Origin of the sequence: Streptomyces sp. NPDC007205 (assembly GCF_040634095.1) — a bacterium.
In the GTDB taxonomy this organism is placed as follows: domain Bacteria; phylum Actinomycetota; class Actinomycetes; order Streptomycetales; family Streptomycetaceae; genus Streptomyces.
The window spans coordinates 146,795-168,160 of sequence record NZ_JBEYEW010000016.1; the positions used below are offsets into that span (position 1 = coordinate 146,795).

Here is a 21,366-nt window from a genome sequence, read left to right on the forward strand (position 1 = left end):
CGCTCGGCCCTCGCACGCGCGTGCGTGCACCCTGCCCTCGCGCCCGTCCGGTCCCGGACCGCTGGAAAGCTCCTGTGCCTCTCAGCCGACCGGGTCGGGCGGCCGGGTGCGCACACCGGGTGCCAGCAGTGACCGTACCAGCGCGCTCACGGCCGTCACGAACAACTGCTCGGTGTCCACCGGGCGGGCCAGCGCACGCGCCAGCGCGGGGTCGTCCCCCGCGGCCTCGGCGCCCCACAGCTCCTGCTCGCCGGGCCGTTGCTCCGGCGCCCGCTCGCGGTTGCGCTCCACCAGCACATGCCCGACCACCTGGAACTGCACGGCGCGCACGAACTCGGCGGCCCGGGCGCCGCGCAGCCCGGCGGCGTGCGCCTCGCGCACCAGGACCTGCTGGGCGGGCAGGAACATCCGCTCGGTGAGCCCGCGCTCGTGCACCAGGGCCACCAGATGCGGACGGTCGCGCAGTTGCCGGCGCAGGGCGCACGCGACGCCGACCACGCGCTGCTCCGGTGTGCGTCCGGACGGGCGGATCTCGCCCAGCTCGGCCACGGTCCGCTCCACGAGCGCGTCGACCAGCGCCTCACGGCCGCCGACGTGCCAGTAGATCGACGTCACGGCGGTGCCCAGCTCGGCGGCCAGCTTGCGCATGGTCAGGGCGTCCGGGCCGTGCTGCCGCACCAGCCCCGCGGCGGCGTCCAGCACCGCCTCCCGGCTCAGCGCACCTCTCGGGCCGCTCGCCATGATCCCCCAACTCCCGTTCGTCCGCGTGTCTTTACCCCGCGCCGGGTCTGCTGTAACTGTGTTACAGGTGACGGTTCGTCAGAAACACCGGCCAGCAGAAGGGCGGTACGGCGTATGGCACGCGCACGCGAACACGCACGCGTACGCTACGGCGCACGGACCGAGCGGGAGATCGCCGCGACGCGCAGCGCGGGCGCGCGGCTTGCGGACATCTGGTCCACCGGCGTGGTGGCCGTCTGGGAGACCGACCCGGACGCGGTCGCCGCCGTCCTGCCACCACCCCTGAAACCCACCGGCAGCCCACTCGTTCGGGTGACCATCAGCAAGGTCGACCTCCCGGGATACCCCCTTGGCGCGGGCTCGTTCGCGGTCGCCGCCGCGCACGGCACGGCCGAGGGCTGGTACCCGCTGGTCATGCCGATGACCCACGAGCGTGCCCTCACCGGCGGGCGCGAGGTCTTCGGCGAGCCCAAGAAGCTCGGCGAGGTGACGGTCGAGCGCGACGGCGGGGGCGTACGGGCGGCTCTGGCCCGGCACGGCATCGCGTTCGTCGAGGTGCGCGGCACGGTCGGCGGCGAGCTGCCCCTGCCGGAGCCGGGCCGCCGGACCGACTTCTACTTCAAGTTCCTCCCCGCCGTGGACGGTGCGGGCTTCGACACCGACCCGGTGCTGGTGCACTGCGTGCGCCACGAGACGGTGCGCAGGCTGGAGCGCGTCACCGGGGAGGTCGTCCTGCGCGAGTCGGCGTACGACCCCGTGGCCGACCTTCCGGTGCTGCGCCTGCGCGAGATCACCCTCGGCGAGAAGAGCAGCGACCAGAGCGGACGGGTCGTCGAACGGGTCGACGCCCAGGCGCTGCTGCCGTACGTCCACCAGCGCTACGACGATCCGCTGCAGATCCTCGACGCACCGCCCGGAAGGAGCTGAGCCGCATGGATCTGCACGCCGGACAGGTCGCCGTCGTCACCGGGGCGGCGAGCGGGACCGGGCTCGCCATGGCCCGCCGGTTCGCCGCCGAGGGCCTGAAGGTGGTCCTCGCCGACGTGGAGGAGGCCGCCCTCGACAAGGCCGCGGCCGGCCTGCGCGCCGAGGGCGCCGACGTGCACGCGCGCGTGGTCGACGTCGGCGAACGCGCCCAGGTCATGGAGCTGGCCGAGGCGGCGTACGACACCTACGGCGCCGTGCACGTCCTGTGCAACAACGCGGGCGTCGGCTCGGGCGCCGAGGGCCGGATGTGGGAACACGACCCGAACGACTGGCGGTGGGCCTTCGCCGTCAACATGTGGGGAGTCTTCCACGGTGTCCAGGCGTTCGTGCCCAGGATGATCAAGTCGGGTCAACCCGGTCATGTGGTCAATACATCCTCCAGCGACGGCGGCATAGCACCGCTGCCGACGGCCTCCGTGTACGCGGTCACCAAGGCGGCCGTCGTCACCCTGACCGAGTCCCTGTACGCACATCTGAAGGCCGAGCACGCGCGCGTGGGCGCCTCAGTGCTCTTCCCGGGCCCGCACATGCTGCGCACCGGTCTGTGGGAGTCGCACCGCAACCGCCCCGCCCGCTACGCCAAGCAGCGCCCGCGCAGAACCCCGTACCGCAGCCTCGACCAGTGGGAGGCGGCCATGCGCGCCGCCGGCCGGGAGGTCCGCTTCACGCCCGTCGAGGAGGTCGCCGACCTCGTCGTGACCGGCATCCGGGCCAACCGCTTCTGGCTGCTTCCGGCGAGCGAGCACAGCGACGACCGGATCCGCGCGCGGGCCCGGTCGATGCTGGACCGGGCGAACCCGTCGTACCTCGAAAGCTTCGTCCTGGACTGAGCGGAGACCCTGGTGAGCACAGACGACGCCCCCTATCTGGTCATCTCCTCCGACTGCCACGCCGGGCTCCCCACCGAGGAGTACCGGCCCTATCTGGAGAGCCGTTTCCACCGGGACTTCGACGAGTTCCTCGCGGGCCGTGAACGGCGCCGCGAGGAGATGACCCGGCTCGGCATCCGCAACGAGGCCTTCGCCGACCAGTGGTTCCGCGACAACGAGGAGGGCCTGCGCGGCGGCTGGGACACCGCACAGCGCCTGAAGGAGCTGGACGGGGACGGCGTGGTGGCGGAGGTGGTCTTCCCCGACGCCGACGCGGTCGACAGCCGCACCGCCGCGCCCTTCGGCGTGGGCCTCGGCCTGACCGGCGACCAGGACCCCGAACTGGGCATGGCGGGCGCGCGGGCACACAACCGCTGGCTCGCGGAGTTCGTCTCGGAGCACCCCGAACGGCACTGCGGGGTCGCCCTGGTGCCGGTCACCGGCGAGGTGTCCGAGGCCGTCGTCGAGATCCACCGGGCCAGGGAATCCGGCCTCGGCGCGCTGATGATCCCGGCGATGTGGGCCGGCAAGGAGCCGTACCACGACCGCCGTTATGACCCGGTGTGGGCGGCCGCCGCCGAGTGCCGGATGCCGGTGCTCACCCACTCCGGCGCCGCCCCCCGCGAGGAGTACGGCGACCACCTGGGCATCTTTGTGAGCGAGGTGACCTGGTGGCCGGCCCGGCCGCTGTGGTTCCTGCTCTGGTCCGGCGTCTTCGAACGCCACCCGGGCCTGCGCTTCGGCGTCGCCGAGTCCGGCTGCTGGTGGCTGCCGAACCTGCTGTGGTTCATGGACCGCCTCTACCTCGGTGCGCACGGCGGCAAGAAGCTCTCCCCGTTCGAGGGGCTGAAGCGCCCGCCGCACGAGTACCTCGACCGGCAGGTGTTCGTCTGCGCCACCAACACCAAGCGGCGCGAGCTGGCCCAGCGGTACGAGATCGGCGTCGACAACATCCTCTGGGGCAGCGACTTCCCGCACCCCGAGGGCACCTGGCCCGACACGCGCGCGTGGCTGCGCCGTACCTTCCACGACATCCCGGTGGGCGAGACCCGCCGGATGCTGGGCCTCGCGGCGGCTGACGTCTTCGGCTTCGACGTCGAGAAGCTGACGCCGCTCGCCCGACGCATCGGCCCGACCCCCGCCGAACTCGGCCAGCCGGCCGACCAGGCGTCCGTGGAGGCGTCCTGGGCGCGCTCGCGCGAGACGGGCCGGCACTGGCTGACCGACGAGGACTTCCCGGTTCTGGGGGTGACCCGGTGAACGACGACCGCTACACGGTGATCTCCGCCGACTGCCACGCGGGAGCCGACCTCCTGGACTACAAGCCGTATCTGGAGAAGCGCCACCACGACGACTTCGACGTCTGGGCGGCCACCTACGTCAATCCTTACGAGGACCTGCTCGCCGACTCCGCCGACCGCAACTGGAACTCCGAGCGTCGCCTCGCGGAGCTGGAGGCGGACGGGATCGTGGCGGAGGTGATCTTCCCCAACACCATCCCGCCGTTCTTCCCGTCCGGCTCGCTCATGGCCCCGCCGCCGGGCGCCGAGGACTTCGCGCGGCGCTGGGCCGGACTGCGCGCCCACAACCGCTGGCTCGCGGACTTCTGCGCGGCCACGCCGGGCCGCCGGGCCGGCGTCTTCCAGATCCTGCTCGGGGACGTCGAGGAGGCCGTCAAGGAGATCCGGTGGGCCGCGTCGGCGGGCCTCAAGGGCGGCCTGATGCTGCCCGGAACCCCGCCCGGCTCCGGACTGCCCGAGCTGTACTCGCGCACCTACGACCCGATCTGGGCCACCTGCGCGGAACTCGGCGTCCCCGTCAACCACCACGCCGGCTCGGCCTCCCCGCCGCTCGGCGAGGAACCGGCCGCCCGCGCGGTGTTCATGGTGGAGACGACGTGGTTCTCCCACCGCGCCCTGTGGCACCTGGTGTTCGGCGGCGCCTTCCGCCGTCACCCGGACCTGAGACTCGTCCTCACCGAACAGGGGTCCGGCTGGATCCCCGGAGTGCTCGGCATGCTGGACTACTACCACGGCCGCCTGGTCGCCGCGTCCGCGCAGGCGGACACGGCGGAGGCCAAGTTCGGCACCGGACTCGCCGACGGCATGGGCGCGCCGCCCTCCCGGGTCTGGCGGGACAACTGCTTCGTCGGCGCCAGCTTCATGCGCCCGCACGAGGTGCTCCTGCGCGACCGCATCGGCGTCGACAAGATCATGTGGGGCAGCGACTACCCGCACGACGAGGGCACCCACCCCTACACCCGCGAGGCCCTCCGCTTCGCCTGCGCGGGCGTCCCCCACGACGAGCTCGCCGCCATGCTCGGCGGCAACGCAGCCCGCGTCTACGGCTTCGACCTCGACCTGCTGGACTCGGTCGCGGCCAAGGTCGGCCCGACGGTGGCGGAGATCGCCGAACCGCTGACGGAACCCCCGGCGGACGCGACCAGTCCGGTGTTCGCGAGGGGGGCGTCGGTGCGGGTGTGGTGAGGGCAGGGGTGCGATCCTCCCTGCTGTGACGGAACCAACCCATGACGAGGCGCACGGCGGTGCGCTGGGCTCCCGCCTGAACTGGCTGCGGGCGGCCGTCCTCGGGGCGAACGACGGCATCGTGTCCACCGCCGGACTCGTCGTCGGCGTGGCCGGTGCGACGGACTCCCGCGCCGCCCTGCTCACGGCCGGTCTGTCCGGCCTGCTCGCCGGGTCCATGTCGATGGCGGCGGGGGAGTACGTGTCCGTGTCGAGCCAGCGGGACTCGGAGATGGCCGCGCTGGCCGTGGAGCGGCGTGAGCTGCGCGAGCAGCCCGAACTGGAGCTGGAGGAGCTGACCGAGCTGCTTCGGCAGCGCGGGCTGTCCCAGGAGGTCGCCCGGGAAGCCGCCGAGCAGCTCACCGCGCGGGACGCGCTGAGGGCCCACGCGCGCGTGGAGCTCGGTATCGACCCGGACGAGCTGGCCAACCCGTGGCACGCGGCCTGGGCGAGTTTCCTCGCCTTCACCGTGGGCGCGCTGCTGCCCCTGCTCGCCATCGTGCTGCCCCCGGCCGCCTGGCGGCTCCCGGTCACCGTGGCGTCCGTACTGGCCGCGCTGGTCCTCACCGGGTGGAGCAGCGCCCGGCTGGGAGCGGCCGCCCCCAGGCGCGCGGTGCTCCGGAACGTGCTGGGCGGGGCGCTCGCGATGGGGGTGACGTACGCGGCGGGGACCCTGCTGGGGGCGGCGGGGGTGTAGCGGTCCGGCACCCTGGCCGCGCGGCCCGCGGCGGCGACGGCGTACCGTGAGGTGCGCTCGACCACCCCCTGGGCGCACCGCACGATCCCGCACGAGAAGGACCCTCGCCATGCGCGCCACCACCATCCACGCCCCGTACGACATGCGCGTGGAGGACGTGCCCGAGCCCTTGGTGCAGCTGGCCACCGACGCCGTCGTGCGGGTGCTGCGCGCCTGCATCTGCGGCAGCGACCTGTGGGCCTACCGCGGCGAGGCGGCCCGGCAGCCGGGCCAGCGGATCGGGCACGAGTTCCTCGGGATCGTCGAGGAGACCGGCTCCGAGGTGAGCACCGTCAGGCGCGGTGACCTCGTGGTCGCGCCGTTCATGTGGTCCGACGGTGTCTGCGACTACTGCCGCGAGGGCCTGACGACGTCCTGCGAACACGGCGGCTTCTGGGGCTCCGTCGGCTACGACGGCGGTCAGGGCGAGGCCGTGCGCGTGCCCTTCGCCGACGGCACCCTCGTCCGGCTCCCCAAGGACGCGGCCACTGACGACCATCTGCTGTCCGCCCTGCTGACCCTCTCCGACGTCCTCGGCACCGGCCACCACGCCGCCCTCGGCGCGGGCGCCCGGCCCGGCGCCACGGTCGCGGTCGTCGGTGACGGCGCCGTCGGCCTGTGCGCCGTCCTGGCCGCCAAGCGGCTCGGCGCCGAGCGGATCATCGCGCTGGGCCGGCACGAGGTCCGTACCGACATCGCACGTCGCTTCGGCGCCACCGACGTCGTCGCCGAGCGCGGGGACGCGGCCGTCGAGGCCGTCCGTGAACTCACCCGCGGCCAGGGCGCGCACGCCGTCGTGGAGGCGGTCGGCACCGAGCAGTCCATGCGGACGGCCGTCACCATCACCCGTGACGGCGGCGCGATCGGCTTCGTGGGAGTGCCGCACGGCAGCGGCACCGGCCTCGACCTCGGCGTCATGTTCGACCGGAACATCGCCCTGCGCGGCGGCGTCGCCCCGGTCCGCGCCTACATCCCGGAGCTGCTGCCCGACGTCCTCGACGGCACGATCGACCCCTCCCCGGTGTTCGACATGACCGTCGGCATCGAGGGCGTCCCCGACGGCTACAAGGCCATGGACGAGCGCACCGCCCTGAAGGTGCTGGTCACGAACGACCAGTAGGCGGCCACGCCCGGCCGGCTGCAGCGGCTCGGCAGCGGCAGCGCACCGCACACACCCGTCGCGGTGACCGCCGCAGAACGGCCGCCACGCGCGCGTGGCGGCCGAGCAGCGCGGTCCCGGCCGGGCCGCCGTCCCAGAGCCAGATCAGCCGCAGGGCGTGCAGCAGACCGCCGGCGGGCGAACGCGCACAGGGCCGTCGGCAGAAAGGCAGATCGCCGGTGGCCACCACCGAGGCGAGCGCCGGCCCGGCGGCGGCGAAACCGGCGACACAGGCGAACGGCGCCCGGCTGCGCGGACGTTGGGGCGGCACACCCGGGCAGGCGCCGGGCGAGCCGGTGCACGAACAGCTCGCCGAGAGGAACGCCGAGCGCGACTCCGGGCGCGGCGGCCTCCCCGGTGCCGCGCAGCGCCGCCGACGGCCCGAGCAGCGGTTACGGCATTGCACGCATACGTACGTTTCCGTCCGCCCGCCCACTCACCGCCAGCGGGCGCTGTCCGAGCCCCAGGGCACCGGAGGCCGTGCCCAGTCGGTGGGGCCGCCCGTGAAGGACACCGGCGGCAGCGCGTGCCGCAGCCGGCCGAGCGAGCTGCCGGTCTCGGCCAGCCAGGCCTCCGGCCCCTCGTACGGCGCACCACCCGTGGCCGCGGTCGGCCGGATCCCGTCCGTCAGCCAGTGCGCGGTCCGGGCCAGGGACAGCCGCACCCACCGGCCGCCACCGTCGTACGACTGCTCGGTCAGCGCCCGCAGGACGGCCGCCGCCAGCAGATAGCCGGAGCCGTGGTCCAGCGCCTGCGCGGGCAGCGCACCGGGCTCCGCGGCCGAACCCTCGGTCGCCGCGATACCGGTCGCCACCTGCACAAGGCTGTCGAAACCGCGCCGCCCGCCCCAGGGGCCGTACGCGCCCCACGCCGAGACCTGTGCGACGACCAGCCCGGGCCGGCGCGCGAACAGCGCCTCGGGGGAGAGCCCGAAGCGGTCGAGGGCGCCCGGCCGGTAGCCGGTGACGACGACATCGGCCGATTTCAGCAGCTCCTCGAAGGTGTCCCGGTCGGTCTCCAGGTCGAGCGTGGCGGACCGCTTCCCGAAGCCCGTGTCGGCGTGCTGGTCGGGATGTTCGGGCAGCCAGGGGGCGTCCAGACGGAGCACGTCCGCGCCCAGCAGGGCGAGGGTGCGGGTGGCGACCGGGCCGGCGAGGACCCGGGTGAGGTCCAGGACGCGCAGTCCGGCGGCGGGCAGCAGGGGAGCGGCGGCCGGGTCCAGGGGTGCGAGCACGCGCGCGGGTGCCGAGGTGGGCCGCTCGCGCTCGACCAGCGGGCGTGCGGCCACCTCGGCGGCCTGCTCGTGCGCCTGCCACTCCTTCGGGGTGCGCAGGGCCACGGCGAGGCCGCCGGCGCCGTAGACCGCCTCCTCGGCCTCCAGCGCGGAGCGTTCGGCGAACCGGGCGGCCACCTCCTCCACCGGGGCGTCCGCGGGCAGGCCGAGCGCGCCGAGCAGCCGGGCCCGGTGGTGCGGGTAGTTCGCGTGGGTGCGCACCCAGCCGTCGGCCGTCCGCCAGAACCGCGACAGCGGCGCGAAGGTGACCGGGGCCCGCCCGTCGACCCGCAGATGCCGTTCGCTGTGGAAGGCGGCCGCGACAGCGCCGTCGTCGACCCGGACGCCGGGCACCTCGGCGAGGCCGGCCCGGCGGGCCGCCAGCTCCGCGGCGGCCAGCGCACACGCGCCGACACAGGCGCGGGCGAGTTCCCGTACGGGAAGGCGCGCCGGGAGCACGCCTTCCCGCGGCACGGTGGTGAGCCGTGCGAGACGGACGGGATCGCCGCCCAGAGCGGACCACGCGAACTTGATTTCAGTCATGACTGTACTATGCATTATTGACTGAATCAATATATTGCGCCTCCGCGTCTACCTGGTCACTGCGGCCAGCGCGTCCGCCGTACCGAAGCCGTAGAAGCCGTTGTAGTTCTTCGGGCCCTCGCACACCGCGTCTGCCTTGCCGTCACCGTTGATGTCATACGGGTCCGTGCACGGCGTGGCGGTGGCCTCCGCGTACAGCAGCGCCTTGACCAGGGAGGCCGGAGCGTGCGGATGAGTTGACTTGATCAATGCGGCGACACCCGCGACATGCGGCGTCGCCATCGACGTACCGGACATGTATCCCCACTTGCCGCCCGGCAGCGGGCCGAGGATCTGCCCGCTGGTCGCCGGGGGCTCCGGCTTCTGGTAAGCGGTCGAGTCGCCGCCCGGCGCGGCGATGTCGATCACGCCGAGGCCGTAGTTGGAGTAGGACGACTTCAGGCCCTTCGCGCCCGTCGCCGCCACCGTGACGACGCCCGGCAGCTGGGTCGGTATGTCGAAGCACGCGTGCGGGTCGATCACCCGGTCCGACGGGGTGCCGTCGTTCGGGGAGGACGGATCCGTGATCGAGTCGGACGCGAGGTCGTAGTTCTCGTTGCCGGCCGCCGCGACATTGACCGTGCCCTTCCTCTCCGCGTACCGCGAGGCCCGGGTGATGGCGTCCACCAGCGCCTTCTGGTCCGGGTCACCGGTGCAGTTGAAGTACCACGGGTCGGTGTAATAGCTGTTGTTGGTCACGTCGACGTGGTGCTCGGCCGCCCACACGAAACCGCACACCACGGCCTCGGTGTAGAAGTACCCCTTCGGGTCGCCGACCTTGATCCCGGCCACCTTGACCCCGGGTGCCACGCCCGTGATGCCGACGCCGTTCTTCGCGCCCGCGATCTCACCCGCCACGTGCGTACCGTGCGGGCTCTCCGACGCGCTCGGCCGCCAGGCCCCGTCCGCCGTGTCGGGCTTGCCGGAGACGCAGTTGACGGAGGCCGAGCGGTCGAAGTTCGGCGCGATGTCAGGGTGGGTGTCGTCCACGCCGGTGTCGATGACCGCGACCGTGACGTCCGGGCTGCCCAGGGTCTTCTCGTGCGCCTTGTCCGCCTTGATCGCCGGCAGGTCCCACTGCAGCGGCTCCAGCGGGTCCTGGCCGTCGGCGGCCTTGGCCTCGGCCACCTGCTCGGCGCTCAGCACCTGCGGCGTGCCCATGTCGGTGGTGGACTGGGCGGGCAGCGGCGCGTTGCGCGTGGCACCGGCCGAGTCGACCCCGCGCACCGCGCGCATCCGCGCCCCGAAGCCGGGGTTCGCCGCATGCGCGACGATCACGCCGATCCGGTCGTAACGGGCCACGACGGTGCCGCCGTTGCGGATGATCTCGCGCTGCACCGACTCGATCGTGCGGTGATCCGTACGGGTGTTGACCACGTACGCGAGATTCGGTCCGTCGTCCGCCGCCCGCGCCGCCGGGGCCGCGACGGGTGCCGCCGAGGCCGCCGCCGGCAGGAAACCGAGCGAGGCGGTCAGCGACAACACGACCGGCACGGCGAGCGCGAGCCGGCGTCTGGAGCGCAGATGAGCCATGGGATCTCCACATCATCCGGATACAGAACCGCCCGAGACACAGATCGGTGCTCGGGCAGGTACATGACGCGTGGTGCAGGCAGAAGCTATCCCCCCGCCTCACCGCTCAGCAATGACTCGGCAATGACTCACCAAGAACACCTGCGAAAGAACTCATAGGACTTGAACCGGTCCTCGCGTGGCGCCGTGGACCTCGGGCAGGGAGCGCGAGCACCATCGAGCCCCCGTCCACTCACAGCAACCGCAACGCGAGGAGACTCCGTGGCCACCGAGACACCGCCCCCCGCGACGCCGGGGGCGCCACTTCCCTCCACCGAGGAGTTCGCCGATGTGCAGCAGAGCGCGGAGTTCGGGGAACTGCGCCGCGCCCACCGCTCCTTCGCCTTCCCGCTGACCATCGCCTTCATCACCTGGTACCTGCTGTACGTCCTGCTCTCCAACTACGCGGGCGGCTTCATGGGCACCAAGGTGACCGGCAACATCAACGTGGCCCTCGTCCTGGGCCTCGCCCAGTTCCTCACCACCTTCCTCATCGCCTGGTGGTACGCCCGGCACGCCGCCGCCAAGCTCGACCCCAAGGCGCAGGCCATCAAGTCCCGGATGGAGGGCGGCGCATGAGCCCCGCGCAGCACACCCTGTCGGCCACGGGCCGGGCGTCGCACACCCTGCTGGCCGCCGGTGAGGCGAGCGAGCACCGGACGCTGATCATCACCCTGTTCGCGGTGTTCGTCGCCGCGACCCTCGTCATCACGGTCTGGGCCGGCCGCCAGACCAAGGACGCCGCCGACTTCTACGCGGGCGGACGCCAGTTCACCGGCTTCCAGAACGGCCTCGCCGTCTCCGGCGACTACATGTCCGCCGCGTCCTTCCTCGGCATCGCGGGCGCCATCGCCCTGTTCGGCTACGACGGCTTCCTGTACTCCATCGGCTTCCTGGTGGCCTGGCTCGTCGCCCTGCTCCTGGTCGCCGAACCCCTGCGCAACTCCGGGCGCTACACCATGGGTGACGTCCTGGCCTACCGCATGCGCCAGCGCCCCGTCCGCACGGCCGCCGGCACCTCCACCATCGTCGTGTCGATCTTCTACCTGCTCGCCCAGATGGCGGGCGCCGGCGTCCTCGTCTCGCTGCTGCTGGGCATCACCAGCGACGGCGGCAAGATCGGAATCGTGGCCCTGGTCGGCGTCCTGATGATCGTGTACGTCACCATCGGCGGCATGAAGGGCACCACCTGGGTCCAGATGGTCAAGGCGGTGCTCCTGATCGCCGGCGCCCTGCTGCTGACCTTCCTGGTCCTGCTGAAGTTCCACTTCAACATCTCCGATCTGCTCGGCAGGGCCGCCGACAACAGCGGCAAGGGCGCGGCCTTCCTCGGGCCGGGCCTGAAGTACGGCGCCACCGGCACCACCAAGCTGGACTTCATCTCGCTCGGCATCGCCCTGGTGCTCGGCACCGCGGGCCTGCCGCACATCCTGATCCGCTTCTACACCGTGCCCACGGCGAAGGCCGCCCGTAAGTCGGTCATCTGGGCGATCGGCCTGATCGGCGCCTTCTACCTGATGACCCTCGCCCTCGGCTTCGGCGCCGCGGCCCTGATCAAGCCGGACGAGATCATCGCCTCCAACAAGGCGGGCAACACCGCCGCACCCCTCCTGGCACTGCATCTGGGCGGCACCGACTCCGAGTGGGGCGCCGTCCTGCTCGCCACCATCTCCGCCGTCGCCTTCGCCACGATCCTCGCGGTCGTCGCGGGCCTGACCCTGGCCTCGTCGTCCTCCTTCGCACACGACATCTACGCCAACGTCATCAGGAAGGGGCAGGCCACCGAGAAGCAGGAGATCGGCGCCGCCCGCTGGGCGACCGTCGGCATCGGCGCCGTCTCGATCGTCCTCGGCGCCCTCGCCCGCGACCTGAACGTGGCCGGCCTGGTCGCCCTCGCCTTCGCGGTCGCCGCCTCGGCCAACCTGCCGACCATCCTCTACAGCCTGTTCTGGAAGCGGTTCACCACCTCCGGGGCCCTGTGGTCGATCTACGGCGGCCTGGTCACCGCGGTCGGCCTGGTGCTGTTCTCACCGGTGGTCTCCGGCAAGCCGGCGTCGATGTTCCCCGGCGTCGACTTCCACTGGTTCCCGCTGGAGAACCCCGGCATCATCTCCATCCCCGTCGGATTCCTGCTCGGCGCCGTGGGCACCCTGCTGTCGAAGGAGGTCCCGGACGCCGGCAAGTACGCCGAACTGGAGGTGCGGTCCCTGACCGGCACCGGAGCGCACTGACGGGAGCGCACTGACGGTGCACTGACATTCGTACGACGGCCGCGTCGGGAAAGGACTGTAGGGTCCTACGACGCGGCCTCGTCGCACCTCGTCGGATCGGGTCGCTGTCGTTGTCGGTGGGGTCACGTAGGCTCGCAAGTGACGGAAGACAATGACTCCGGGATTCGAGGGAGGGGGCCCACGTGCTCATCGACACCTACGGCCGAGTGGCCACCGACCTGAGGGTCTCGCTGACCGACCGCTGCAATCTGCGCTGCACGTACTGCATGCCCGAGGAAGGCCTGCAGTGGCTGGCCAAGCCCGACCTGCTCACGGACGACGAGATCGTCCGCCTCATCGACATCGCCGTGCGGATGCTCGGCATCGAGGAGGTCCGCTTCACCGGCGGCGAGCCCCTGCTGCGCCCGGGCCTGGTCGGGATCGTCGAGCGGGTCGCGGCCCTGGCCCCGCGCCCCCAGATGTCCCTCACCACCAACGGCATCGGCCTCGGGCGCACCGCGACCGCCCTGAAGTCCGCGGGCCTCGACCGGGTCAACGTCTCCCTGGACACCCTCCGCCCGGACGTCTTCAAGACCCTCACCCGGCGCGACCGCCACAAGGACGTCCTCGAAGGCCTCCGGGCCGCCCGCGAGGCCGGTCTCACCCCGGTCAAGGTCAACACGGTCCTGATGCCGGGCCTGAACGAGGACGAGGCCCCCGACCTGTTGGCCTGGGCCGTGGAGCACGACTACGAACTCCGGTTCATCGAGCAGATGCCCCTGGACGCCCAGCACGGCTGGAAGCGGGACAGCATGGTCACCGCCGGGGACATCCTCGCCTCCCTGCGCACGCGCTTCGACCTCACCCCCGAGGGCGCCGACACGCGCGGCTCGGCCCCGGCGGAGCGCTGGCTGGTGAACGGCGGTCCGCACCGGGTCGGCGTCATCGCCTCGGTCACCCGCCCCTTCTGCGCGGCCTGCGACCGCACCCGCCTCACGGCCGACGGCCAGATACGCACCTGCCTGTTCGCGACCGAGGAGACCGACCTCCGCGCGGCCCTGCGCTCCGGCGCCCCGGACGAGGAGATCGCCCGGATCTGGAAACTGGCGATGTGGGGCAAGAAGGCGGGAGCGGGCCTGGACGACCCGTCGTTCGTGCAACCGGACCGACCGATGTCGGCGATCGGCGGCTAGGTGCCCTCTGGCTCAGGCGCCCTCTGGCTCAGGCACCGTCTGGCGTCAGGCCCCTTCGGGCTCCTGCCAGTCCGCGAACTTCACCACGTCCTTCAAGAAGCCCCGCACCCCGAGGAACTGCGACAGATGCTCGCGGTGCTCCTCGCAGGCGAGCCACGTCTTGCGCCGCTCCGGCGTATGGATCTTCGGGTTGTTCCACGCCAGCACCCACACCGCGTCGGCGCGGCAGCCCTTGGCGGAGCAGACCGGGGTCTCGTCACTCACAGGTTCGTCTCGGGTTCGTCTCACAGAAGGGGCTCGAACAAGGCGACGCCGAGCAGCCACGGGGGGAGCTGCCCGGCGTCGGTCCGTCGCTCCGACGGGGGATGCGGAGCGCGTACGCAGTATGTCACGGCTACCCCACCGACCGGCACTGGAACTGCATGATTGATCTGAGCTTTTCTTGAGCTGGACGGGCGGCGCCGTTCCGCTTCCACCGTGTCCGCCGTGGTCACACAGGGTCGGGATGCTCACCGCGCGCCCCCGCCGGCGGAGCCGCCGAGTCCTGTGGAACGGACTCCTCCTGCGCCTCCTCCGCCCGCGGCGGCGTGAGCATCGGCCGCATCGGCGCGGTGATGAACGTCGACGGAAGGGACGGCGGCCGCTCCCGGCCCGCGTTCGCGATCACCACGGCGACATAGGGGAGTACCGCGCCGAGCACGAGCGCCACGAGCGCGACGTACCGCTCGACGTTCCACAGTGAGACAGCGAGAATCACCGACGCCGTGCGGACCGTCATCGAGATGACGTACCGCCGCTGCCGGCCCCGTACGTCCTCGGCGAGCCCCGTCCGGGCTCCGGTGATCTGGAACACCTGGACGCCGCCGCCGTGCTGTTTCCGCATCACATTTCACCATCCGCCCGCTCGGACCCTGCCCGACCTCCCACGTTACGCCGCGGCCACGCCGCCCACGAGACCGGGTGGCCCGCTGCCTGCGGTGACGTCCCCGGCCTGCCCCGGCCGGGGGAACCCGACATGCGCCGTACGGCCCACCGGCCCACACTGGCCGTAATGCTCACGTCGAGCCGTACGAGGAGGCAGCCATGGGCTGGTTGTGGGCGATCATCGTGGGATTCGTGCTGGGCATCATCGCCAAGGCGGTCATCCCCGGAAAGCAGCACAGCCCGCTGTGGCTGACCACCATCTGCGGCATGCTGGGCGCGATCGTGGGCAACGCGGTCGCCCGCGCCGTCGGCGTGGCGGCGACCCGCGGCATCGACTGGAGCCGGCACATCTTCCAGCTGGTCGCGGCGATCATCATCGTCGCGGCGGTCGACGCCCTCTACATGGCGACGCTGGGCAGGAGAAAGGCACAGCGGGTGTGAGCGCCCCGTAAGGGGCGCGGGCTGTACCGCCCCGCGCCCCCACGGCGTTACCCGGCAACAACCTCCACCGCGGCAAGGTTCTTCTTCCCGCGCCGCAGCACCAGCCACCGCCCGTCCAGCAGATCCACCTTGCCCGGGACGGCGTCCTCAGAGGCGACCTTCACGTTGTTCACGTAGGCACCGCCCTCCTTCACCGTCCGCCGCGCAGCGGACTTGCTGGCGACGAGACCGACCTCGGCGAACAGGTCGACCACCGGACCCAGCTCGGCGACCTGGATGTGCGGCACCTCGGACAGCGCCGCCGCCAGCGTCCGGCCGTCCAGCTCCGCCAGCTCGCCCTGCCCGAACAGGGCTCGGGACGCGGCGATCACCGCGGCCGTCTGCTCGGCCCCGTGCACCAGCGTCGTCAGCTCCTCGGCGAGCGCACGCTGCGCCGCCCGGGCCTGCGGACGCTCCTCGGTCTGCCGCTCCAGTTCCTCGATCTCCTCACGCGACCTGAAACTGAAGATGCGCAGGAACTTGGAGACGTCCCGGTCATCCGCGTTGACCCAGAACTGGTAGAACGCGTACGGCGTGGTCATCTCGGGGTCGAGCCACACCGTGCCGGATTCCGTCTTGCCGAACTTCGTGCCGTCCGCCTTGGTGATCAGCGGCGTGCCCAGCGCGTGCACCACGGCGTCCGGCTCGACCCGGTGGATCAGGTCCGTGCCCGAGGTCAGGTTGCCCCACTGGTCGCTGCCGCCGGTCTGCAGCGCGCAGCCGTGCCGCCGGTACAGCTCCAGGAAGTCCATGCCCTGCAGGATCTGGTAGCTGAACTCGGTGTAACTGATGCCCGCGTCGGAGTTGAGCCGCCGGGAGACGGCCTCCTTGGCGATCATCTTGTTGACCCGGAAGTGCTTGCCGATGTCCCGCAGGAACTCGATGGCCGACAGACCCTGGGTCCAGTCCAGGTTGTTGACCATCACGGCGGCGTTCGGCCCGTCGAAGTGGAGCAGCGGCTCGATCTGGGCGCGCAGCCGCTCCACCCAGCCGGCCACGACCTCCGGCGCGTTCAGCGTGCGCTCCGCCGTGGGCTTCGGATCACCGATGAGACCGGTGGCACCACCGACCAGCGCCAGCGGACGGTTGCCCGCCTCCTGGATGCGGCGCATGGTCAGGATCTGCACGAGGTTGCCGAGATGCAGGCTGGGCGCGGTCGGGTCGAAGCCGCAATAGAACGTGACGGGACCGTCCGCGAACGCCTTGCGCAACGCGTCTTCGTCCGTGGAGAGGGCGATGAGCCCCCGCCACTTCAGCTCGTCGACGATGTCCGTCACGGTTCTCGTGTCTCCTCGGTGATCTTGGGGCAGTCGGGTGACACCCGACCACGAACGCCTACGAGGTTATACGCCCTGACTGACAGAGCTCATGTTGAAATCCGGGATCCGCAGCGCGGGCATCGCGGCCCGGGTGAACCAGTCGCTCCACTCGCGCGGCAGCGTCTTCTCCGTACGGCCCGCCTCCGTGGCCCGTCGCAGCAGGTTCACCGGCGACTCGTTGAACCGGAAGTTGTTCACCTGCCCGGTCACCTCGCCGTTCTCGACGAGGTAGACGCCGTCCCGGGTCAGGCCGGTGAGCAGCAGCGTCGCCGGATCGACCTCGCGGATGTACCACAGGCAGGTCAGCAGCAGCCCGCGCTCGGTGCCCGCGACCATCTCCTCCAGCGAGCGGTCGTTCCCGCCGTCCAGGATCAGGTTCCCGAGCACCGGGGCGACCGGCAGCCCGGTCAGGCCCGCGCTGTGCCGGGTGGTGGTGAGGTGCTTCAGCACACCCTCGCTGATCCACTCGGTGGTGCGGGTCGGCAGACCGTTGTCGAACACCGACTGGTCGCCGCCCGAGGAGTGGGCGACCACGAAGGGCGGACACTCCAGGCCGGGCTCGTTCGGGTCGCTGCGCAGGGTCAGCGGCAGCTCGCTGAGCCGCTCGCCGACGCGTGTGCCGCCGCCCGGCTTGGAGAACACGGTCCGGCCCTCGGCGGCGTCCCGGCCCGATGCCGACCACAGCTGGTAGATCAGCAGGTCCGCGACCGCGCTCGGCGGCAGCAGCGTCTCGTACCGGCCGGCGGGCAGCTCCACGCGCCGCTCCGCCCAGCCGAGCCGTACGGCCAGCTCGGCGTCGAGCGCGCCGGGGTCGATGTCCTTGAAGTCCCGCGTGGCGCGGCCCGCCCAGGCCGAGCGCGTACGGTCGGGCGACTTGGCGTTCAGCTCCAGCGTGCCGGTGGGCTGGTCGTGCCGCAGACGCAGCCCGGTGGACGTGCCCAGGTACGTCGACACCAGCTCGTGGTTGGCGAAGCCGTACAGCTCACGGCCGCCCGCACGCGCGCGTGCGAACGCGTCACCGAGCGCCGGCGCGAAGTCGGCGAACACCGCGGACGAGGTCTCGGCCGGCGCGTCCGTGAAGTCCGGCGACTGCGGCACATCACCGACCAGCGGCTGCGCGTCCTCGGCGGGTCCCGCACCCCGCGCGGCGGCCTCGGCAGCCCGCACCAGCGGCTCCAGCTCGTCCGCGGTGACCGCCGAGCGCGACACGACACCGGAGGCGGTGCCCTCCTTGCCGTCCACGGTCGCGATCACGGTGAGCGTACGACCGCGCGTCACACCGTTCGTGGTGAGCGCGTTGCCCGCCCAGCGCAGGTTCGCGGTGGAGTGCTTGTCGGCGATGACGACGCAGCCGTCGGCCCGGGACAGCGCGAGCGCCTGCTCGACGATCTCGTGCGGCTTGTGGGTACGGGCGCTCATCGGCCGGCCTCCTGCGTGGTGTTCAGAATGTTGACGCCCTTGAAGAGGGCGGACGGGCACCCGTGGGACACGGAGGCGACCTGTCCGGGCTGGGCCTTTCCGCAGTTGAAAGCCCCTCCTAGTACGTAGGTCTGGGGTCCTCCGACAGCTTCCATGGAGCCCCAGAACTGGGGGGTGACCCCCTGATATGCAAAGTCCTTGACCTGCCCCTCAAGGCGGCCGTTCCGGATCATGTATGCCCTCTGACCCGTAAATTGGAAGTTGTACCGCTGCATGTCGATCGACCAGGACCGGTCGCCGACGACGTAGATGCCCCGGTCGACCCCGCCGATCAGGCCCTCCGTGGACAGTCCGGCCGGGTCCGGCTGCAGGGACACGTTGGCCATGCGCTGCACCGGCACATGGGCGGGGGAGTCGGCGTACGCGCACCCGTTGGACCGGTCGAACCCGGTGAGCCGCGCGATCCTCCGGTCCAGCTGGTAGCCGACCAGCGTGCCGTCCTTCACCAGGTCCCAGGACTGCGCCGCGACGCCCTCGTCGTCGTACCCGATGGTCGCGAGGCCGTGCTCGGCGGTGCGGTCCCCGGTGACGTTCATCAGCTCGGAGCCGTACCTCAGCTTGCCCAGCTGGTCGAAGGTGGCGAAGGAGGTGCCGGCGTACGCGGCCTCGTAGCCCAGTGCGCGGTCCAGCTCGGTGGCGTGACCGATGGACTCGTGGATGGTCAGCCACAGGTTGGACGGGTCGACCACCAGGTCGTACAGGCCCGGCTCCACGCTCGGCGCCCGCATCTTCTCGGCGAGCAGTTCCGGGAGCCGCTCCAACTCGCCGTCCCAGTCCCAGCCGGTGCCGGTCAGATACTCCCAGCCGCGCCCCGCCGGCGGCGCGATGGTCCGCATGGAGTCGAACTCCCCGCTCGACTCGTCGACCGACACGGCGGTCAGCTCCGGATGCAGCCGCACCCGCTGCTGGGTCGTCACGGTCCCCGCGGTGTCGGCGTAGAACTTGTTCTCGTGCACGGTGAGCAGCGAGGCGTCCACGTGAGTGACGCCGTTCGCGGCCAGCAGCCGCGTGCTCCACTCCGCGAGCAGTGCCGCCTTCTCCTCGTCGGGCACGGAGAACGGGTCGATCTCGTACGACGAGATCCACGTCTTGTCGGCGTGCACCGGCTCGTCGGCCAGTTCCACCCGCTCGTCGGACCCGGCGGCCTTGATCACCCGCGCGGACAGCTTGGCCATGGCCACCGCCTGGGAGGCGACCTTGGCCGCCGCGTCGAGGGTCAGGTCCACCCCGGACGCGAAGCCCCACGTACCGCCGTGCACGACCCGCACCGCGTATCCGAGATCGGTGGTGTCCGACGATCCGGCGGGCTTGGCGTCGCGCAGCCGCCAGGACGCGCTGCGCACCCGCTCGAGACGGAAGTCCGCGTGCTCGGCCCCGAGCGCACGCGCGCGTGCCAGCGCGGCGTCGGCGAGGGCGCGTAGCGGAAGCGCGGTGAAGGCTTCGTCGATGGAATGGGGCACGGAGGTCTCCCTGCTGTCGTGGCCTGTCGGGTCCGATCATGTCGTGGGAGCGGCCCGGCGGACCACATGTTTCAGGCCCGGACCCGGGGTGTTCTGTAGGGATCCGACAGTGACACTCCCGCGCCACTGTCGGTGCCCGATTGCCCACGCGCGCGGTGCGACCGATAGGTTTTCGATGAAGCCGCCTGTCATCCAGGTGTTCGGGCGGGTTGTCGGACATCTGCAGACCGCTATCGAAAGGGTGATCCGTTGAGCCGCTCGGTTCTCGTCACCGGAGGCAACCGGGGCATCGGCCTCGCCATCGCCCGCGCATTCGCCGACGCCGGCGACAAGGTCGCGATCACGTACCGCTCGGGTGAGCCGCCGGCCGGCTTCCTGGCCGTCAAGTGCGACATCACCGACCCGGAGCAGGTGGAGCAGGCCTACAAGGAGATCGAGGACCAGCACGGTCCGGTCGAGGTTCTGATCGCCAACGCCGGCGTGACCAGGGACCAGCTCCTGATGCGCATGTCCGAGGAGGACTTCACCTCGGTCATCGACACCAACCTGACCGGCACCTTCCGTGTCGTCAAGCGCGCCAACCGCGGCATGCTGCGCGCCAAGAAGGGCCGCGTCATCCTGATCTCGTCCGTGGTCGGCCTGCTCGGCTCGGCGGGCCAGGCGAACTACGCCGCCTCCAAGGCCGCCCTGGTCGGCTTCGCGCGCTCCCTCGCCCGTGAGCTGGGCTCGCGCAACCTCACCTTCAACGTCGTCGCGCCCGGTTTCGTCGACACCGACATGACCAAGGCGCTCACCGACGAGCAGCGCCAGAACATCGTCTCGCAGGTGCCGCTCGGCCGTTACGCGCAGCCCGAGGAGATCGCCGCGACGGTGCGGTTCCTCGCCTCGGACGACGCCTCGTACATCACTGGAGCCGTCATTCCCGTTGACGGCGGACTGGGAATGGGTCACTGATCACCATGAGCGGAATCCTCGAGGGCAAGCGCGTCCTGATCACCGGCGTGCTGATGGAGTCCTCCATCGCCTTCCACGCGGCCAAGCTGGCCCAGGAGCAGGGCGCGGAGATCATCCTGACCGCGTTCCCGCGGCCCACCCTGACCGAGCGCATCGCGAAGAAGCTGCCGAAGCCCACCAAGGTCATCGAGCTGGACGTCACCAACGACGAGCACCTCGGGCGGCTGGCCGACATCGTCGGCGAGGAGCTGGGCGGCCTGGACGGCGTCGTGCACTCCATCGGCTTCGCGCCGCAGGACGCGCTCGGCGGCAACTTCCTCAACACGCCGTTCGAGTCGGTGGCCACCGCCATGCACGTCTCGGCGTACTCCCTGAAGTCGCTCACCATGGCCTGCCTGCCGCTGATGCAGAACGGCGGCTCGGTCGTCGGCCTCACCTTCGACGCGCAGTACGCCTGGCCGCAGTACGACTGGATGGGCCCGGCCAAGGCCGCCCTGGAGGCGACCAGCCGCTACATCGCGCGCGACCTGGGCAAGCAGAACATCCGCTGCAACCTCATCTCGGCGGGTCCGATCGGCTCCATGGCCGCCAAGTCCATCCCGGGCTTCGGCGAGCTGGCCTCCGTGTGGGACTCCCGTTCCCCGCTGGAGTGGGACCTGAAGGACCCGGAGCCGGCCGGCAAGGGCATCGTCGCCCTGCTGAGCGACTGGTTCCCGAAGACCACCGGCGAGATCATCCACGTGGACGGCGGTCTGCACGCGATCGGCGCGTGACCGCTGCCGCTCCGGCGTGACCTGCGGCCGGGGGCCGCCCCGCGTGGGGGGGGCGGGCCCCCGCCCCGGCGGGGTGCAAAGCGGGGGGGGGGACCCCGTGGGCCCCCCCGCCGGGCGCCCCCCCGGGCGG

General features: G+C 71.7%; 20 protein-coding genes and 1 pseudogene. 12 read left to right on the forward strand and 9 right to left on the reverse strand.

What is annotated here, in order from left to right; translation table 11 throughout:
* Positions 1 to 81: 81 nt before the first annotated feature.
* Positions 82 to 741 carry a TetR family transcriptional regulator gene (locus tag ABZ624_RS25540; protein ID WP_360093307.1) on the reverse strand — a complete coding sequence of 220 codons (660 nt, stop codon included), beginning with the start codon at positions 739 to 741 and terminating at the stop codon, positions 82 to 84.
* A gap of 114 nt (positions 742 to 855) precedes the next feature.
* Here ABZ624_RS25540 and ABZ624_RS25545 point away from each other — a divergent pair, with 114 nt between their 5' ends.
* From ABZ624_RS25545 to ABZ624_RS25570, 6 genes are all read left to right on the forward strand, one after another.
* Positions 856 to 1,668 (forward strand): acetoacetate decarboxylase family protein, encoded by an 813-nt coding sequence (locus tag ABZ624_RS25545; RefSeq protein ID WP_360093310.1) that lies wholly within the window; start codon positions 856 to 858, stop codon positions 1,666 to 1,668.
* Positions 1,669 to 1,673: 5 nt separating this feature from the next.
* The gene (locus tag ABZ624_RS25550; RefSeq protein WP_360093313.1) at positions 1,674 to 2,558 is read left to right on the forward strand and encodes an SDR family NAD(P)-dependent oxidoreductase; all 885 of its coding nucleotides are present in this window, start codon (positions 1,674 to 1,676) and stop codon (positions 2,556 to 2,558) included.
* A gap of 12 nt (positions 2,559 to 2,570) precedes the next feature.
* On the forward strand, positions 2,571 to 3,857 hold the full coding sequence (locus ABZ624_RS25555; protein ID WP_360093316.1) for an amidohydrolase family protein: 1,287 nt from the start codon (positions 2,571 to 2,573) through the stop codon (positions 3,855 to 3,857).
* The gene (locus ABZ624_RS25560) at positions 3,854 to 5,083 is read left to right on the forward strand and encodes an amidohydrolase family protein (RefSeq protein WP_360093319.1); all 1,230 of its coding nucleotides are present in this window, start codon (positions 3,854 to 3,856) and stop codon (positions 5,081 to 5,083) included. The genes ABZ624_RS25555 and ABZ624_RS25560 overlap by 4 nt, the downstream gene beginning before the upstream one ends.
* 25 nt (positions 5,084 to 5,108) lie before the next feature.
* A complete protein-coding gene (locus ABZ624_RS25565) occupies positions 5,109 to 5,819 on the forward strand; it encodes a VIT family protein (RefSeq protein WP_360093322.1) in 711 nt (236 codons plus the stop codon).
* Positions 5,820 to 5,928: 109 nt separating this feature from the next.
* Positions 5,929 to 6,978: a zinc-dependent alcohol dehydrogenase family protein gene (locus ABZ624_RS25570; RefSeq protein ID WP_360093325.1), complete on the forward strand. Its 1,050-nt coding sequence runs from the start codon at positions 5,929 to 5,931 to the stop codon at positions 6,976 to 6,978.
* A gap of 38 nt (positions 6,979 to 7,016) precedes the next feature.
* On the opposite strand, the pseudogene ABZ624_RS25575 reads toward ABZ624_RS25570, so the two are convergent.
* The 3 genes and pseudogenes from ABZ624_RS25575 to ABZ624_RS25585 form a co-directional block, all read right to left on the reverse strand.
* Positions 7,017 to 7,406: pseudogene (locus tag ABZ624_RS25575) on the reverse strand (hypothetical protein); the annotation flags it as partial.
* A 47-nt stretch (positions 7,407 to 7,453) separates the two neighbouring features.
* Positions 7,454 to 8,833 (reverse strand): CoA transferase, encoded by a 1,380-nt coding sequence (locus tag ABZ624_RS25580; protein ID WP_360093328.1) that lies wholly within the window; start codon positions 8,831 to 8,833, stop codon positions 7,454 to 7,456.
* A 48-nt stretch (positions 8,834 to 8,881) separates the two neighbouring features.
* Positions 8,882 to 10,405, reverse strand: a complete 1,524-nt coding sequence (locus ABZ624_RS25585) for a S8 family serine peptidase (protein WP_360093331.1) — start codon at positions 10,403 to 10,405, stop codon at positions 8,882 to 8,884.
* Between the two features lie 261 nt (positions 10,406 to 10,666).
* On the opposite strand from ABZ624_RS25585, the gene ABZ624_RS25590 reads away from it, so the two are divergent.
* The 3 genes from ABZ624_RS25590 to moaA all read left to right on the forward strand — a co-directional run bounded on the left by ABZ624_RS25590 (position 10,667) and on the right by moaA (position 13,847).
* Entirely contained in the window at positions 10,667 to 11,023 is a 357-nt protein-coding gene (locus ABZ624_RS25590; RefSeq protein ID WP_360093334.1) for a DUF485 domain-containing protein, read from the forward strand.
* Positions 11,020 to 12,675 (forward strand): cation acetate symporter, encoded by a 1,656-nt coding sequence (locus ABZ624_RS25595; protein WP_360093337.1) that lies wholly within the window; start codon positions 11,020 to 11,022, stop codon positions 12,673 to 12,675. The genes ABZ624_RS25590 and ABZ624_RS25595 overlap by 4 nt, the downstream gene beginning before the upstream one ends.
* A gap of 182 nt (positions 12,676 to 12,857) precedes the next feature.
* Positions 12,858 to 13,847, forward strand: a complete 990-nt coding sequence (gene moaA, locus ABZ624_RS25600; RefSeq protein ID WP_360093340.1) for a GTP 3',8-cyclase MoaA — start codon at positions 12,858 to 12,860, stop codon at positions 13,845 to 13,847.
* Positions 13,848 to 13,892: 45 nt separating this feature from the next.
* On the opposite strand, the gene ABZ624_RS25605 is transcribed toward moaA, so the two are convergent.
* Positions 13,893 to 14,111: a hypothetical protein gene (locus ABZ624_RS25605; RefSeq protein WP_360093343.1), complete on the reverse strand. Its 219-nt coding sequence runs from the start codon at positions 14,109 to 14,111 to the stop codon at positions 13,893 to 13,895.
* 226 nt (positions 14,112 to 14,337) lie between these two features.
* Positions 14,338 to 14,730, reverse strand: coding sequence for a DUF3099 domain-containing protein (locus tag ABZ624_RS25610; protein WP_360093346.1), 393 nt, complete (start codon positions 14,728 to 14,730; stop codon positions 14,338 to 14,340).
* Between the two features lie 200 nt (positions 14,731 to 14,930).
* Here ABZ624_RS25610 and ABZ624_RS25615 point away from each other — a divergent pair, with 200 nt between their 5' ends.
* Positions 14,931 to 15,212 carry a GlsB/YeaQ/YmgE family stress response membrane protein gene (locus ABZ624_RS25615; RefSeq protein ID WP_360093349.1) on the forward strand — a complete coding sequence of 94 codons (282 nt, stop codon included), beginning with the start codon at positions 14,931 to 14,933 and terminating at the stop codon, positions 15,210 to 15,212.
* 47 nt (positions 15,213 to 15,259) lie between these two features.
* Here the strand turns inward: ABZ624_RS25615 and tyrS are convergent, their stop codons facing one another.
* The 3 genes from tyrS to ABZ624_RS25630 form a co-directional block, all read right to left on the reverse strand.
* Complete coding sequence (gene tyrS / locus ABZ624_RS25620) at positions 15,260 to 16,528, reverse strand: tyrosine--tRNA ligase (protein WP_360093352.1); 1,269 nt, start codon at positions 16,526 to 16,528, stop codon at positions 15,260 to 15,262.
* Between the two features lie 66 nt (positions 16,529 to 16,594).
* Positions 16,595 to 17,989 carry a TldD/PmbA family protein gene (locus tag ABZ624_RS25625; protein ID WP_360093355.1) on the reverse strand — a complete coding sequence of 465 codons (1,395 nt, stop codon included), beginning with the start codon at positions 17,987 to 17,989 and terminating at the stop codon, positions 16,595 to 16,597.
* Positions 17,986 to 19,509, reverse strand: a complete 1,524-nt coding sequence (locus tag ABZ624_RS25630) for a TldD/PmbA family protein (RefSeq protein ID WP_360093358.1) — start codon at positions 19,507 to 19,509, stop codon at positions 17,986 to 17,988. The genes ABZ624_RS25625 and ABZ624_RS25630 overlap by 4 nt, the downstream gene beginning before the upstream one ends.
* 249 nt (positions 19,510 to 19,758) lie before the next feature.
* On the opposite strand from ABZ624_RS25630, the gene fabG reads away from it, so the two are divergent.
* Positions 19,759 to 20,463, forward strand: coding sequence for a 3-oxoacyl-[acyl-carrier-protein] reductase (fabG, locus tag ABZ624_RS25635; RefSeq protein ID WP_360093361.1), 705 nt, complete (start codon positions 19,759 to 19,761; stop codon positions 20,461 to 20,463).
* Between the two features lie 5 nt (positions 20,464 to 20,468).
* A complete protein-coding gene (fabI, locus tag ABZ624_RS25640) occupies positions 20,469 to 21,236 on the forward strand; it encodes an enoyl-ACP reductase FabI (protein WP_360093364.1) in 768 nt (255 codons plus the stop codon).
* Positions 21,237 to 21,366 lie beyond the last annotated feature (130 nt).